Below are 14,834 nucleotides of genomic sequence, written 5' to 3' on the forward strand. Positions count from 1 at the left end.
GCTATTGAGCGGGGCATTGGGGGGCTGCGCCCCCCAATGCCACAGCCTGAGCTCCCTCGCGCGAAGCGCTACCTAGCGAAGACCGTGCTTGTCCCCCGGCACCCTACTTGCGCTTCTTGACTTCCTCCGTGAGCTGGGGCACCACCTGGTGGAGGTCGCCCACCACGCCATAGTCGGCCAGCTCGAAGATCGGCGCCTCGGGGTCCTTGTTGATGGCGACGATCGTCTTCGCGGTCTGCATACCGGCCCGGTGCTGGATCGCCCCCGAGATGCCCGCCGCGATGTACAGCTGCGGCGACACCGTCTTACCCGTCTGCCCCACCTGGAACTGGTGCGGGTACCAGCCCGCGTCCGTGGCGGCGCGCGAGGCGCCGACGGCCGCGCCCAGTGCGTCAGCGAGCTCCTCGATGATGGAGAAGTTCTCGGCCGAGCCGACGCCACGGCCGCCGGAGACCACGATGGCGGCCTCGGTCAGCTCGGGGCGGGCGCCCTTCTCCTGCTTGACGCGCTCCACGATGCGGGCCGCCTTGGCCGCGTCGGACAGCGCCACCGAGATCTCCTCCTCGGTTCCGGCACCCTGGGCGGGCGCGGGGGCCGTGGAGTTGGGGCGTACGGCGACGATCGGCGTGCCCTTGCGGACCTTCGACTGCACATTGACGCCGCCGCCGAAGATGGACTGGTCGGCCACGAAGCCCTCGGCGAGGCCCACGGCGTCGGTGATGACGCCGGAGTCGGTCTTGATCGCGAGGCGGCCGGCGATCTCCTTGCCCTCGGGCGTGGCGGCGACCAGGACGGCCGCGGGCGACTTGCCGGCCACCAGCTGGGCCAGCAGCTCGGCCTTCGGCGCGACGACGTACTCGACGATGTCGCTCGACGGAGCGACGTAGATCTTCTCGGCGCCGTACTCGGCCAGCTTGGCCTTGGCGTCCGGCGTGATGCCGGGGCCGGCCCAGACCGCGGCCGGCGTGCCGAGAGAGCGGGCCAGGGTGAGCAGCTCCAGCGTGACCTTCTTGACCTCGCCGTCGACGTGCTCGACAAGAACGAGAATCTCCGACATTTCAGTAAACCCCCGCTCTCAGATGAACTTCTTGGACGCGAGGAACTCGGCGGCCTTCTCGCCACCGTCGCCCTCGTCCTTGACGACCGTGCCGGCCGCGCGCGGCGGGGCCGCGGCGAAGTCGACAACCTCGGACCAGGCCGCGGTCAGGCCGACCTGGGCGGCGTCGATGGAGGCGTCGCCGATGGCGAGCGTCTCGACCGGCTTCTTCTTGGCCGCCATGATGCCCTTGAACGACGGGTAACGCGGTTCGTTGATCTTCTCCACCACGGACACGACGGCCGGCAGCGTGGCCGCGACCTTGTCGAAGCCGTAGTCGGTGAGGCGCTGGATGGTGATCGAGGAGCCCTCGATCTCGACCTTGTTGGCCAGCGTGAGCTGCGGCGTGCCGAGGCGCTCGGCCAGCATGGCGGCCAGCACGCCGGTGCGCGCGTCAGTGGACTCCGATCCCAGGACGACCAGGTCGAACCCGATCTTCTTGAGCACCTGGGCCATCGCGTACGAGGTCGACAGCGCGTCCGAGCCGTGCAGGGCCTCGTCGCTCAGGTGCACGGCCTTGTCGGCGCCCATGGCCAGGGCCTTGCGGATGGTCTCGGTGGCCTTGCCTGGGCCCATGGTGAGCACGGTGACCTCGCCACCGTGGGCTTCCTTGAGCTTCAGCGCCTCCTCGACCGCGTACTCGTCAAGCTCGTTGACCACGCCGTCGGCGGCGTCGCGGTCGAGCGTCTTGTCATCGGACCGCAGCTTGCGCTCGGTCGCCGTGTCGGGGACCTGCTTCACGCAGACGACGATGTTCATGGCCGGTGGCCGACCTCCCGTTTCGCGTGCGCCACCGCGTCGCTGCGGTTGGCGCCGGATGCAATGCTGTCCAGACTGCCAGGTGTCCTCCGGGCTCCCGGCAGAGGGTGGCTTGTCGCGGTCATGTTACCCATGGGTAGCTTACGCGCAAACCGCCGCGGGTGCGGACGACACGATGCCACCATACCGAGCTTAATTCTGTTGACGCCCATCAGGCCCCGCGCTGCCGCTGAACGTCATGCCGACAGCAGGAACACGATCCCGACCACCAGCGCCGTGCCCGCGAACAGCGCCAGCGTGAACGTGCTGAACACCGCCGCCAGCCCGAAACACAGCCCGACGACCCCCGCAACGCTCACCATATCCGTGATCATGCGACTGCGCCGGTACGGCCTGCGCGAGAACAGCGCCACCCCCGCGTCCGCCACGACGACCAGCGCGTACGCCGCCAGCAGGAAGAGCGCGACCTCCGGCAGCGGCTCCCACGCCGCCGCGGCCAGTAACGACACGAACAGGCCCGAGCCGATCAGCCAGCGCCTGCGTACCTTCTCCCGATGCCGGGCCCTGGAGTCCTCCACCGTCCGCCGATGCCGTTCTTTGCCCGGCCGCCACTCCATGGTCATCACATCGTCGGCCGCGCGGGAGCCGCGGCGCGGAGGAGCAGGCACGTGAGAGACGCCCAGCTTGGCGCAGATCTGCGCGGCCGTCGGCCGCGCGGCCGGATCGACGGACAGACACTCCCGTAACAGCGGCGCGAGCCACTCGGGCACGCCTTCCAGATCGGGCGGGTGGTGCACGACCCGGTAGGCGACCGCGGAGGCCGGACCCTGCCCGTACGGCTGCCGCCCGGTCGCCGCGTACGCCAGCGTCGCCCCGAAGGAGAACACGTCGGCCTCCATGCCCGCGTGTTTGCCCTCAAGCACCTCAGGAGCCAGGTAGCCGGGCGTGCCCACCACCGCGCCCGAGGCGGTGACCGACAGCGAGTCGAGCGCACTGGCGATGCCGAAGTCGATGACGACGGGATCTCCTTCGGCCATCATCACGTTCGCCGGCTTGAGATCGCGGTGGATCACTCCGGCCTCGTGCATGGCCAGCAACGCGTCGGCCAGCCCGGAGGCCAGCCTGTGCAGGTCGTCCACGGGCGCGGGCAAGGCGCTGAGCGGGCGCCCCTGAACGTAGCGGGTCACGAGGTAGGGCCTGGCGCCCTCCAGCGAGGCGTCGAGCACCTCCGCCACGTGCGGCCCGCCGACCCTGCGCATGGTCTCCACCTCGCGCGCCAGGCGGGCGAGCGCGCCGTCGGCCGCGACGTGCGGGTGCAGCACTTTCACCGCCACTGTGCGGCCCTCGGCGTCGAGCGCGAGATGCACCTCGCCGAACCCGCCCGCCCCGAGCCGGGAGAGTAGCTCATAGGGGCCGAGACGCTCGCTCATACCTCTACTCTCCCCCTGGCAGCTCGCCGGGACACGACCCCCCGGGACCACAGCCTCAGAACCAGTTGGTCAGGAAGCCCAGCCCGAGATCGTCCAGCAGGCTGCCGATCAGTCCGCTGATCAGCCCGATCGTGCTCTGCCTCGCCTCGCCGGCCAGCTGGTCGATGACCGTCTCCGGCGCCTGCCACGGCGACCACACCGGCTGCTGGCCCAGCGCGAACATCACCGCGAACAACGCCGCCGTGCCCACCAGCACCACCGCGACCAACGCCGCGCCCGGAGTGCGCAGGACGCCGGTGAGCGACCGGGTGACCGCCTGGCGCGGCGCACCACCGCCGGGCAGCACGAACAGCCCGGCCGCGAACGCTCCGGCTCCGTAGGCGGCCGCCTCGTTGACGCTCATCTGGCCCGCCCAGTACAGCACGCCCCACACGCACACGCCGAACAACAGGGCCAGCGGCACGTGCACGGCCGTCACGAGCGCCGACTTCACCAGCGCCCATGGCGTGCCGACCACCACGAGCAGCGGGTCGGATCCGCTGCTCCCGCGGATCTGCCGCCGCTTGACCAGGTCGCCGAACAGGTGTTCGCCGAGCCGCAGCACCAGCGCAAGCACGACCGCCACCGCGCCCACCATGACCGGCATCATGACGGTCAGCGCGATCAGCGTGACCAGCAGCAACAAGCCCGTGAACTGGCTGCCGAACAGATACTTCTTACGCTCGGCCGGCGGAGTGTACTGGGGCGGCGGGGTGTACCGAGGCGCCGGTGGCGGCGGGGCCGTGCGCGGCTGCGGCGCCGGGTAACCGGCCACCCGCTGGTCGGCATGCGGCGGCCGGGCGGCGATCGGCGCCGGCACGTACGGTGGCGGCTTCTCCTCACGACGCTTCTCCTCGCGCCGCTTCTTCTCCCGCGGCGGAGCCGGGGGCGGCGGCGCGGGCTTGGCGTACTCGACCGGAGGCAGCAGGTCGGAGTACGAGTCCATGACCCGCGTGCCGCTGCCCATGCGCTTGGTGCCCGTCGGCCCGTCGAAGGTGGCCGTCTCGTTGAACGTGGTCACCGACGGGTCGAGCGCCCTGGCCATCCGCAGCAGCTCATGTGCCCCGGGCCGGGCTCCCGGGTCGACCTGCAGGGCCCGGCTGAGCCAGGCGCGCAGCCACGCGGGCGCCTTGTCGATCTGCGCCCGACCTTCCATGATGTTGAAGCAGACCGCCTCGAACGTTCCCGTGCCGAACGGCGGCGCGCCGGTCGCCGCGAAGAACACCGTCGAGGCCAAGGCGTGCACGTCGGCCGCCTGGGTGATGTCCGAGTCGCGGATGATCTCCGGTGCCAGGTAGCCGGGCGTGCCGACGAACATGCCCGTCTGCGTCAGCCGGGTGGCGTTGACCAGGTGGGCGATGCCGAAGTCGATGACCAGCGGCTCACCGTCGACGAGCATGACGTTGGACGGCTTGAAGTCGCGGTGGATCACGTCGGCCGCGTGAATGGACACCAACGCCTGGCAGAGCCCCTGGGCGAGCTTGATGACCTCGCGCGCCGAGAGGGCGCCTTCGGTCAGGACGGTGTCCTCCAGCGTGCGGCCGGGGGCGAATCGGGTCACGACGTAGGGCTGGCCGCCTACGAGCTCGGCGTCGATGACCTCGGCGACGAACGGGCTGCGCACCCGGCGCATGGTCTCGACCTCGCGGGTCAGCCGGTCGCGCGCCTTGAGGTCGGCGGCCACGTGCGGGTGCAGCACCTTGATGGCGACCTCGCGGCCCTCGCCGTCGAGACCGAGGTGGACGACCCCCATGCCGCCTTCGCCGATCTTCCTGACGAGCCGGTACGGGCCGAGACGCTCTGGTGCTTGGGTGCTCATCGCCGCCTCCCCCGGATCATCCCCCGTCCTTCAGGTCGTCGAGCAGCTCCACTGCTGGATCGACGTTCAGCGGAGTCCATACGGCCCCCCTTGCGTTGTCCCCGAACGTGCCGTAAGCGAGGATGAGCGAGAGCGCGGCGCCTGCCGCGAGGATTCCCGCTACCACCATCGCCGCTGTTCTCGAGGGTACGAGCGATGAGAGCGTTCTGCGCATTTGTTTGCCGGGACCCTCGACTCCGGGGCCTGCGCAAACGGTCCACAGCGCGACCGCGGCACCCCAGGCGAGGGCGTTGTACGAGTCCATCCCTGCCACCACCGATAGCAACAATGTTACCGGCAGCCCCAGAATGAGCGCGTAGAGCACTAAGGCGAGCGTGATACCCACCGACTTGGCGAGCGCCTTCGGGTAGGCGAACACCCTGATCACGTCGAGCGCCGCGGCCCCGGCTGCGCGCCGGGCGGTCAGCCGGGGCTGCGCCAGGTCGGCCGCACGCAGCAGCGCCGCGATCGGGATCGCCACGACGGCCACGAGCACGGGCGCCAGCACGGCGGCCACGGTCATGAGGACGAGCAGCATGGCGCTCGCCACCCCGTACGCCCTGGAACGCTGCAGTGCCTTGCCAGGCACCGCCGCCGGGATGTACGGCTCCCGCCTGGTCATCCGGTCCGGCGGGTATTGCGGCTGCGCGGGGATGTAAGGGGGCGGCTGGGCCGGCGTGGGGCTCGGCCTGCCGTAGTCGGGCACGTCGGGGCCGTGGCCCACCCTGCCCATGTCGGCCGCCGGGCCGGAAGCGAGCCTGCCCGCGTCGGGGCCCGCGTTGCGCCTGCCGTAGTCCGGCGAATCGGGGCGTACGCGCCTGGTCGGCACATCGGTCTCGCCCGGCGGGGCCGGGTGGTTGTTGGCCTGCTGCTGCGGCCACGGCTGGCTGGGCGGGACCGGCGCGCCCTCGCGCTGGATCTGCCGCAGCTCCTCGGGCGTGACCCGGCGGGTCGGCCACGGGTCGGCCTGGTTGGGCAGCAGCGAGACGTACGGCTGGTCCTGCGGCGGCACGGCGGGCTGGTCCTGGCCTTCGAGCAGCCGCCTGGGCGTGACCGGCGGCGTGGAGATGTCGTAGGCCGGCTTGTCCGTCACGCGGGGCGGAGGCGTGTCCGACGAGCGGGGCATGGTGGAGATCTCGTCGGGCGTATTGCCCGGCGGCGACTGCTGGGGCAACATCCTGGCGGCCTGCTCGGCCAGCTCGGCCGCCTTGGGACGCTTGTTGGGGTTGCGATGGAAGGCCGCCTTGAGCAGCGGCTGCAACGTCGCCGGGGCGGCGCTGACGTCCGCCTTGCCCGCGGTGATGTTGTAGAAGATCATCTCCAGCGTGCCCTTGCCGAAGGGCGGCTGGCCGGTCGCCGCGAACAGCAGCGTGCCCGCCCACGCGTGGATGTCGACCTCGGGCCCCGCCTCCTGCCCCTCGATGATCTCGGGCGCGAGGTAGCCGGGCGTGCCGATGAACATGCCCGTCTGCGTCAGCCTGGTCGCGTCGACCGCCTGGGCGATGCCGAAGTCGATCAGGACGGGATCGCCGTCCAGGATCATGACGTTGCCGGGCTTGAGGTCGCGGTGGATCACGCCTACCGAGTGCACGGCGGCCAACGCCGACGCCACCCCGTGCGCGACCCTGGCCAGCGCGGACAGGTCGAGCGGGCCGTCGTCCTTGACGATCTCGTCCAGCGGGCGGCCCGGCACGAAACGGGTGACGATATAAGGCCGATGACCGGTGACGTCGGCGTCGACGACCTCGGCGATGTATTTGCTGCGGACCCGGCGCATCGTCTCGACCTCGCGCGAAAGCCGCCGCCTGGCGACCTCGTCGCCGGCGACCTCTCCGCGCAGGACCTTGACCGCCACCTGCCGCCCCTGCGGGTCGACAGCGAGGTGGACAACGCCCATCCCGCCTTCACCGAGCCGCCTGAGCAGCCGGTAAGGGCCTAGTCGGTCATCGTTCATGGCATGAAGCACCATACCGGCTTAATCCCCGCCCACGAGATGAACCATGAGGCCACATTCCCACTCGTACAACGTCCGCAATGGCCTCATCGGTTTCCCATCCAACGGTCTCGAATCGGCTTCAGTTTGCTAGCGGCAACACTTCGGCCCGCTTCATTCCGGACAGCGCGGCGCCGGAGACGGCGAGCTTCGACCTGCGCACGCCGCTACCGATCACCACCCTCGGATGCTCGGCGACGTGCGCGTCCACCAGGATCGGCCAGTCGTCGGGCAGGCCGAGCGGCGTGATGCCGCCGTACTCCATCCCGGTCAGCTCGACCGCGTCGTCCATCGGCGCGAAGCTCGCCTTGCGGGCGTCGAGATGCCTGCGTACGACGCCGTTCACGTCGACGCGCATGGTCGCCAGCACCATGCAGGCGGCGTAGCGCGTCTCGCCGCCCCGTTTGGCCGCCACGACCACGCAGTTGGCCGACTCGTCGAGCCGTACGGCGTACCGCTCGCAGAACGCCGCGGTGTCGGCGAGATCGGGGTCGATCTCGGCCACCTCGACGCCCTCCATGCCGGCCACGGCGTGAGCCACGGGATCGGCCAGGAGGTCGGTCCGTTCGGTCGCGGGGACCCAGTGCAACGTCATCCCATCTCCTAGATCCCGTCGCCAATGCTCTCGCTTCTCCCAGGACCCTACGCCGGTCCAGGGAGCAGCGTGCCGTCACGGCGACTGCAACACGCGCTGGTGCAGCTGGGTGACGGCGCCGCGGGCGGACTCCATGGCCCCCGCCTGCCAAGCGATCAAGTGGGTGAGCCAGTCGCCCGCGAAGTAAACCCTTCCGGCCGGGCGTTGCAGAAGAGTGAAGGACGAATCAAAGGCGGGCCAGCGTACCCAGCCGCCCTGGATGTGGGCCTGGCGTTCCCAGGCGATGGAGACGCTGGACAGAAGGTTCTGGCGGTACTTGTCGCCGTGGATCTTCCTGCCCTGGGTGAGCGCCCTGCGCCTCCTGTCCTCGGGGATGAGAGCGCCGTAGATCTCGGCGTGGCGCTCGGTGTTGTAGTAGCCGACGATGAGGCCGCGCCCGGAGTGATAGTCGTGCGACGGATACCAGATGTGCGTGATGTCCAGGTCGGTCTCGGTCACGCCGCCGTAGATGCGGTCCTCCAGCTCCCACCAGCGCGTGCCGTACTCCAGGCCGATCTTGCCGGCGGCGATCGGGACCGGGGTCCTGAGCGCGGTGGTGACCTGGGCGCCGAGGTTGTGCGGGATCTTGGCGAGGATGTGGGGCGGGAGGGTGGCGATGCAGTAGTCGGCCTTGACGGTGCCGCCTTCGTAGACGACCTCCACACCGTCGGCCAGCGTGGTGATCTTGGTGGCCTTGGCGCCTGTGATGATGCGGTCCCGGCCTACCGCCTCGCTGAGCTTGGTGACGATCGCATCCATGCCGCCGACGGGCTGGAACATGGGGGTGGCCTGGTCGTAGCCGAAGTCGTTGGTGATCGCGCGGCCGGTGCCGGCGGCGAGGACGTCGCGGAGGGTGGCGGGGGCGTCGAGGGGGGTGCCGAGGTCGATTGCCGGATATTTCACGAAACCGCGGCGGTGGGAGCCTTCGTACTCGAGCTCAGGGCCGAGGTCGCCGAACCTTCTGAGGAAGTCGAGCAGGCGTTCCCGGTCGTCCTGGGTGATGGCCTTGCCGAGGGCCCCCAGGTCGGTGGCTTTGGCGAGTAATTCCGCGACATATCCATACATGTCGGCTCGGGCCGTGCGGGCCCGTACCGTCTGGCCGTTGGTGTGCACGTACGCGGAGGCGTTGTTGTTCACGAACGTCTCGATGGGGATGCCAAGCTCGCGGCAGTAGTCGAGGGTCACCATCCAGGGGGCGATGCGGCCAGGGCCTGCGTTGAAGTACACGCCCTCGCCGAACGTCACCTCCTGGGCCGGGCCGTTCAGCTCCGTCAGCCGGTCGCCGCCGCGGAGCGTCAGGTTCCTGCCGCCCGCCTTCTCCCTGGCCTCAAGGAGGGTGCAGTCGTAGCCGGCCTTGCCGAGCTCGTACGCGGCGGTCAGGCCGGCGACGCCCGCACCGAGGATCACCACCTTGGCCGCGGCCTTCCCGCGCAGGGTGAAGTCGCCCGGCCTGGGGGCGGCGAACTGCTTGTCCTGCCCGGACGGCGCCAGGCCCAAAGCGCCCATGGCGGCGTACATGGCACCCGCGCCACCCACAGCCCCGATCCCGACGAGCAGTCCCCGCCGGGTCAGCGCCGCGGAGCTCGCGCCTTCCACGCCCCTTCCCCTCCCTCAGCCGTAGGGGCCGCTGCCGCAGGCGACCTGGCCACCGATGGTGGCGAAGATGCCGAACAGCGCCATGATCTGGGCGAAGTCGTCGGTGCTGAACTCGATGTGCCGCGAGCCGACCGTCTTCACGCCGGGAATCAGCGCGACGGCCGCGGTGATGGCGGTGGAGTTCCACTCCACTCCGAGCGTGTACGGCGCCGCCAACTGGTAGGGCGTGAAGTCGCTCAACCGGCCGAGAGCGCGAGCCATGGCCTCACGGATGCGAGCTTGGGCGACGCTCGGCGGCAGCAACTCGGCCGAGAACTTGTCGATCCCCTTCTTCACCGCGACCGTCTCGACGTCCCCGAGCAGCTCGCGTGCCTCTTCACCGACCGCCTCGTCCCCGGTGACCAGCACCACGGGCACGCCGTGGAACCCGGCGCACGCCGCCACGAGGCGGGTCTCGCCGCACAGCTCGCCGTTGAGGTAGACGTTCTGGATCTCCTTGCCCATCCACGTGTGGTTGAGCACGCCGTCCGGCACGCCTGCGCGAGCGTGATAGCCGACGAACCCGGCGGCATGGAACGAGCCGTCGAGTCCCTGGGCCATCCGCTGCGCCTTGCCCGGTCCCCTGATGAGGCTGGCCCGCTCGTCCAGCAGGTCGATCCTGAGGTTCTTGGTGGAGCCGTGGGCGTCGTTGACCAGCACGCTCGTCGCCCCGGCCTGGTACGCGCCCGCGACGGCGGCGTTGGCGTCGGCGGTCATCAGCTCGCAACCGCGCTCGTAGCCGCGCTTGCCGGCGTGCATCTCCTCGGGGTCGGTCAGCCCCGTCACGCCCTCCATGTCCACCGACAGGTAAACCTTCACGCACCCAACTCCTCGCCTAGCTCGCACCCGCACGGCGAACCCGCCGCGCCTTCTCCGGCCCGTGCCGACCGTAAACCGCACCACCGACCGCAGGCCCTCGCCCCGGTCGACGATGTCCCTCTGCGCGCCGATGGCGGACCCGGCCGGACTCGGTGGGGCGCCGACCCGGGCACGGGCTGCGGCCGGGTGTCGAACGCAGGCCAAGGGCGCGAGCAGCGGCCAGGTGCCCAGCGCAAACCGGAGCGGGATGCCGGGCGTAGGCCGAGGGTGGGCGGGGTCAGGAGCCCCATGTTTCCACCCGGCGGGCTTCGGCCTCGGTCATGAACCCGACATGGGCCGCCATGAACGCGGCCGCCTGATCACGCCACTGCGCCGGAATCTCGTCGATGGCCGGCGGGTAGCAGTGGTCGAGCCAGCTCGTCGACTCCTCGGTCGCCTCGAAGTAGTCGAGCGCCCGGGCGAAGGGCGTGTTCTCGATCCCGGGCACCCGCGCCAGCCCGTACTCGATCATCTCCTGCCCACCGTACGGCGGCTTCTTGAGCCACTTGCGCACGACGGGACGGTCCGCGGTGAGCGGCGTGTCCAGCGGCCGGCGCTCGACAGCGGCCTGGATGAGCTCCTTGTACAGGCACTTGCCGCACGTACGACACGGCCCGTCGGTGCCGCGCAAGCACCAGCGCACCTGACCCTTGAGGTCGGAGTTCAGGGCCACCCGCATGGTGATCGCCTCGCTCACGCCGCCGACGGGCAGCACGATGTGCACCCCGGTCGCGGCGAACAGCTTCCCCCACCGGCCGTGCGGCGACCACATGGGGTTGTCGGGCGTGTACCGGTGCAGATAGCGCCCACCGCCCAGCCAGCGTGAGCCGAGCTCGTAGCCGAAGCCCAGCCCGCCGAGGTCCAACTCGTCGGCGAGGAGCAGCGCCCCCGCCGCCACCGCATGGTGCTCCGGGTAGCCGGGGCGCGGCTCGGCGAGCGTGTATTCCAGGTCGGACGTGACCGTGGTCACCGCCCGCCCGGTCGTCCCGGCGAGCCCCGCCAGCACGTCGGACCGGTAATGCGGCCACCGATTGGGCACGCGCCGATGCGCCACCCGCCGGAAATGGAGGAAAGGCGCTTCGGGGTAGATCGTGGCGGCGGCCACGGAGTCCGCGCCACCGCTGTAGGAGATCGCGAGCGTACGCCCTGCCTGCCGTGCCTGCGCCCCCACCGGCCCGGCCTCGATGCCCCAGCCGTCGTGGAACGCCGCGGCGAGCTCGGCCGAGATGGCCCGGTCGAAGGAGATCCGCCGCCGAGTCCACGGCGCGACGATGGTCCAGGCCGCGACCGCGAACAGGTCGGGGTGGGCGTCGCCGGGTACGCCGCCGATGGAGCAGGAGTTGATGGCCAGCTTGACCGGGTAGTCGTCGGAGGCCCGCCCGGTGATCTCGTCCTCGGGGTCGAGCCGGAAGCTCAGGTCCCCGCCGGTCGACGTCACAGCCCACGTCACACGCACGGCCGCTCCCCCGGCTCGGCCGAGCTCCGGCGGGCTCCAGCGCGCCGGAGCTCGCCGGAGCTCGGGCCGCGCAGCTCGTCGATGGCCTGCCAGACGAGGACCTCGTTCTGGAGCACCCCGTCGAGTGCCTTCGCCGTCTCCTGGGCGAGCCGGTGTGTGTCGTCGATCTTCGCCTTGTCGGCTGCCACCGGCGGATTGGCGCTCCTGAGGCGTGCCACCTCGTTCTGAAGGGTGACCACTTCCCGCCGCAGCGTCTGGACCTCCCAGAGCGCGTCCTTGATGTCCTGGCGGTGGTCGGCGATCGAGATGTACCGGGAGTCGAACCACGTGCGCACGGCCGCGCGGAGCCGGGCAGGGACCAGGACGCGCATCATGAAACGCCACCATACTGGCAAACCCGGAGCCAAATGGACGGCCTGAACGAACGGGCCTACTGGCCGGTGAACTTGGGCTTGGTCTTCTCGGCGAACGCCCGCATGCCGATCGTGGCGTCGTCCGTGGCGAAGAGCCCGGAGAACTGCAGCCGCTCGACCTCGAGACCCGTGTCCAGGTCCACCTCCAGGCCCTGGTCGACGGCCTGCTTGGCGGCGCGCAGCGCGACCGTGGGACCTCCGACGAACGTGGCGGCCCATTCCAGCGCGGCCGTGTAGACCTGCTCGTCCGGCACCACCCGGTCCACCAGGCCCATCGCCTGAGCCTCGGCGGCGGGGACGTGACGGCCGGTGAAGATCAGATCCTTGGCGCGGGCGGGGCCTATGAGGCGGGGCAGGCGCTGGGTGCCGCCCGCGCCGGGGATGATGCCCAGCAGGATCTCCGGCTGCCCCAGCTTGGCCGACTCGCCGGCGACCCGGAAGTCGGCGCACAGGGCCAGCTCGCAGCCGCCGCCCAGGGCGTAGCCGGTGATCGCGGCGATGACCGGCTTGCCGATCTGGGCGACCGCCGTGAAGCACGCCTGAAGCGTGCGGGAATGAGCGGCCATGTCCGCGTAGGACATGTCGGCCATTTCCTTGATGTCGGCGCCCGCGGCGAAGACCTTGGCGCCGCCGTAGAGGATCACCGCCTGCGCCTGCGCGTCGGCGTCCACGAGACGGGCCGCTTCGGCGATCTCCAGCTGGACCTGGCCGTTGAGCGCGTTCATCTTCGGACGGTCAAGACGGATCGTGGCGATCTGGTCGGCTACTTCGACGCTCACAAACTCACCCATGGTCTGAACCTACCAATGAGAAACCTGCTAAGCGGGCTGCCGCTACGGCGCTTTACCGGACGGTAGAGAAGGGCGGCAGTCCGCGAGCAGGCTTCTCATTGGAGTGCCACAGACTTGACCTCATCAACCGTCTTCTTGCTACGCGACACCCGGACGAGTGCGGCCGACAGGCGGGCCAGCTCCTCACCGGAGTGGGTCAGCTCGGCCAGCGGGCGGGCCTGCCGCGGCAGCCCCAGCTTGCCCGCGCCGTCCAGCACCCGCTTGTCCAGGTGCGGCGCGACCTGCGGCCACACGGCCTGGACCTCCCGCAGGAAGATGTCCGCCCCGGTCGGCCCGATGCCGGGGAACTCCATCAGCAGCGAGGCGATCCGGCGGTCGTCGCCCTTGGCCTCGTCGCGCAGCCGCCGCAGGTCGCCGTTCCAGCGGTCGAGGAGCAGCTCGGCGCCGTTGCCGAGCATGGTGGAAGTACGTTCGTCGTAGCGGCGGTAGTGGCCGCGGCCCAGCGCGTCGACCCGGTCCTGCCAGCTCGCGTCCCGCATGCCCTTGGGCGTGCCGTACCCGGCCTTGAACAGCTCTTTCGCGGCCGCGACCGCGACACCGGACGAGATCCGCGCGCTGAGCAGGGTGGCCAGGACGAGCAGCTGGTACAGCGGCTTCGGCTGGTCGGACAGCTTGATTCCCGCCTCGCCCGCGAACGTGGTGCCGTAGCGGTCGAGCAGGACGTCGAGAACCGCTTTGTCGGTCTTGGTCATGTCCATCCCGCTACCCGGCGCTGGACCCGGCATGCCGCGTTTGGGCAGATCGCTGCTGGGGAGGCGGAGGTTCTCGATGGTGTGAAGGAGCTTGCAGTGCTGACCTTGACTCACAACGCCGTCGTCGCGATCCGCGACGTGATGGCCGGTGTCGACGTGCCCGCCGACGCGGGCCTGCGCATCTCCGCGAAGGCCGACGAGGCCGGTGCGCTCGAACTCGCCCTGGCCAGCCAGCCGCAGGCCGGCGACCAGATCATCGAGGCGGAGGACGTACGCGTCTTCGTGGCCGAGGACACCGTGGCGGTCCTGGACGACAAGTCACTCGACGCCCAGCCGGGCACGCCAGGCCAGCCGACGTTCCGCCTGGACCGGCGGGCCTAGCCGAGGTCGGACTCCGATGCCTGCGGGCGGACGTCGCCGAGCCCGAACAGGCCCACCAGCGTGCCGTCCGCCTTCGTGACGACGACATGATCCACCTTTGCCCGGTCCATCCGCTGAATCAGCGGCTCGAGCTGCTCGCTCGGGCGCACCGTGGTCACCCCGACGCGCATGGCCTGCTCGGCGGTGCCGCTCATGTCGGTGCCTTTGAGCTCGCTCGACCCGACGACGCCCTGGACCACGTCGTCCTGGTCGACCACCACCGCGAGCCCCGCAGGGTCGCCGATGATCCGTTCGGTGAGCTCCTCCAGCGGGTCGTCCAGGCCGGCCGTGACGGGGTCGCGGCGCACGTTCTGCGACACCAGGTGGGCCTGCCCCTCGTACGGCAGGCCGGCCGCCAGCCAGTCCATCTTGCCCGCCCCGTAGTCGTGCACCTCGCCGAAGCCGAGGCGTTCGAGCCGGTGGGCGGCGCGCGGGCTCAGATCGCACAGCGCGTCGTGGCAGTAGACGACGACCGGCCGCGCCGGGTCGAGCGCCGAGGAGCCCGCGTCGAGGGCGCCGAGCGGCAGGTTCACGGCCCTGGGCAGGTGCGCCCACGCGTACTCCTGCTCCGGCAGCACCTCGACCAGCTGGGCCTGTCGGGCGGCGACCAGGTCCTGAACCGCTTCGCGATCGATGATGTGCGTCATGAGGTTTCACGTACCCCCAGATACCGCTCGCATGGGCTCGGTCTCCGTGTCAC

14 protein-coding genes are annotated in these 14,834 nt (G+C 70.5%); 1 reads left to right on the plus strand and 13 read right to left on the minus strand.

Going from position 1 to position 14,834, the window contains the following annotated elements:
* Positions 1 to 103 precede the first annotated feature (103 nt).
* The 12 genes from ACTWPT_RS09110 to ACTWPT_RS09165 form a co-directional block, all read right to left on the minus strand.
* Positions 104 to 1,057, minus strand: coding sequence for an electron transfer flavoprotein subunit alpha/FixB family protein (locus ACTWPT_RS09110; RefSeq protein ID WP_443176822.1), 954 nt, complete (start codon positions 1,055 to 1,057; stop codon positions 104 to 106).
* Positions 1,058 to 1,075: 18 nt separating this feature from the next.
* Positions 1,076 to 1,855, minus strand: coding sequence for an electron transfer flavoprotein subunit beta/FixA family protein (locus ACTWPT_RS09115; RefSeq protein WP_443176823.1), 780 nt, complete (start codon positions 1,853 to 1,855; stop codon positions 1,076 to 1,078).
* Between the two features lie 236 nt (positions 1,856 to 2,091).
* Positions 2,092 to 3,285 (minus strand): serine/threonine-protein kinase, encoded by a 1,194-nt coding sequence (locus tag ACTWPT_RS09120; protein WP_443176824.1) that lies wholly within the window; start codon positions 3,283 to 3,285, stop codon positions 2,092 to 2,094.
* 55 nt (positions 3,286 to 3,340) lie between these two features.
* Positions 3,341 to 5,143, minus strand: a complete 1,803-nt coding sequence (locus ACTWPT_RS09125) for a serine/threonine-protein kinase (protein ID WP_443176825.1) — start codon at positions 5,141 to 5,143, stop codon at positions 3,341 to 3,343.
* A gap of 16 nt (positions 5,144 to 5,159) precedes the next feature.
* Positions 5,160 to 7,136 carry a protein kinase domain-containing protein gene (locus ACTWPT_RS09130; RefSeq protein WP_443176826.1) on the minus strand — a complete coding sequence of 659 codons (1,977 nt, stop codon included), beginning with the start codon at positions 7,134 to 7,136 and terminating at the stop codon, positions 5,160 to 5,162.
* Positions 7,137 to 7,257: 121 nt separating this feature from the next.
* Positions 7,258 to 7,770 carry a YbaK/EbsC family protein gene (locus tag ACTWPT_RS09135; protein ID WP_443176827.1) on the minus strand — a complete coding sequence of 171 codons (513 nt, stop codon included), beginning with the start codon at positions 7,768 to 7,770 and terminating at the stop codon, positions 7,258 to 7,260.
* Positions 7,771 to 7,845: 75 nt separating this feature from the next.
* Complete coding sequence (locus ACTWPT_RS09140) at positions 7,846 to 9,405, minus strand: flavin monoamine oxidase family protein (protein WP_443176828.1); 1,560 nt, start codon at positions 9,403 to 9,405, stop codon at positions 7,846 to 7,848.
* A 15-nt stretch (positions 9,406 to 9,420) separates the two neighbouring features.
* Entirely contained in the window at positions 9,421 to 10,263 is an 843-nt protein-coding gene (locus ACTWPT_RS09145) for a M55 family metallopeptidase (RefSeq protein WP_443176829.1), read from the minus strand.
* Between the two features lie 277 nt (positions 10,264 to 10,540).
* The gene (locus ACTWPT_RS09150; protein WP_443176830.1) at positions 10,541 to 11,758 is read right to left on the minus strand and encodes a DUF6395 domain-containing protein; all 1,218 of its coding nucleotides are present in this window, start codon (positions 11,756 to 11,758) and stop codon (positions 10,541 to 10,543) included.
* Positions 11,749 to 12,132 carry a hypothetical protein gene (locus ACTWPT_RS09155; protein WP_443176831.1) on the minus strand — a complete coding sequence of 128 codons (384 nt, stop codon included), beginning with the start codon at positions 12,130 to 12,132 and terminating at the stop codon, positions 11,749 to 11,751. Before ACTWPT_RS09155 ends, ACTWPT_RS09150 begins: the two co-directional genes overlap by 10 nt.
* A 56-nt stretch (positions 12,133 to 12,188) precedes the next feature.
* Positions 12,189 to 12,962 (minus strand): enoyl-CoA hydratase/isomerase family protein, encoded by a 774-nt coding sequence (locus tag ACTWPT_RS09160; RefSeq protein ID WP_443176832.1) that lies wholly within the window; start codon positions 12,960 to 12,962, stop codon positions 12,189 to 12,191.
* Between the two features lie 95 nt (positions 12,963 to 13,057).
* Positions 13,058 to 13,714 (minus strand): endonuclease, encoded by a 657-nt coding sequence (locus tag ACTWPT_RS09165; RefSeq protein ID WP_443176833.1) that lies wholly within the window; start codon positions 13,712 to 13,714, stop codon positions 13,058 to 13,060.
* Positions 13,715 to 13,810: 96 nt separating this feature from the next.
* On the opposite strand from ACTWPT_RS09165, the gene ACTWPT_RS09170 reads away from it, so the two are divergent.
* Complete coding sequence (locus ACTWPT_RS09170) at positions 13,811 to 14,095, plus strand: Fe-S cluster assembly protein HesB (RefSeq protein WP_443176834.1); 285 nt, start codon at positions 13,811 to 13,813, stop codon at positions 14,093 to 14,095.
* Here ACTWPT_RS09170 and ACTWPT_RS09175 read toward each other — a convergent pair.
* Positions 14,092 to 14,781 carry a rhodanese-like domain-containing protein gene (locus tag ACTWPT_RS09175; protein WP_443176835.1) on the minus strand — a complete coding sequence of 230 codons (690 nt, stop codon included), beginning with the start codon at positions 14,779 to 14,781 and terminating at the stop codon, positions 14,092 to 14,094. The two genes, ACTWPT_RS09170 and ACTWPT_RS09175, sit on opposite strands and share 4 nt — an antisense overlap.
* Positions 14,782 to 14,834: the final 53 nt, after the last annotated feature.

Origin of the sequence: Nonomuraea sp. 3N208, assembly GCF_052245935.1 — a bacterium.
Lineage (GTDB): Bacteria > Actinomycetota > Actinomycetes > Streptosporangiales > Streptosporangiaceae > Nonomuraea.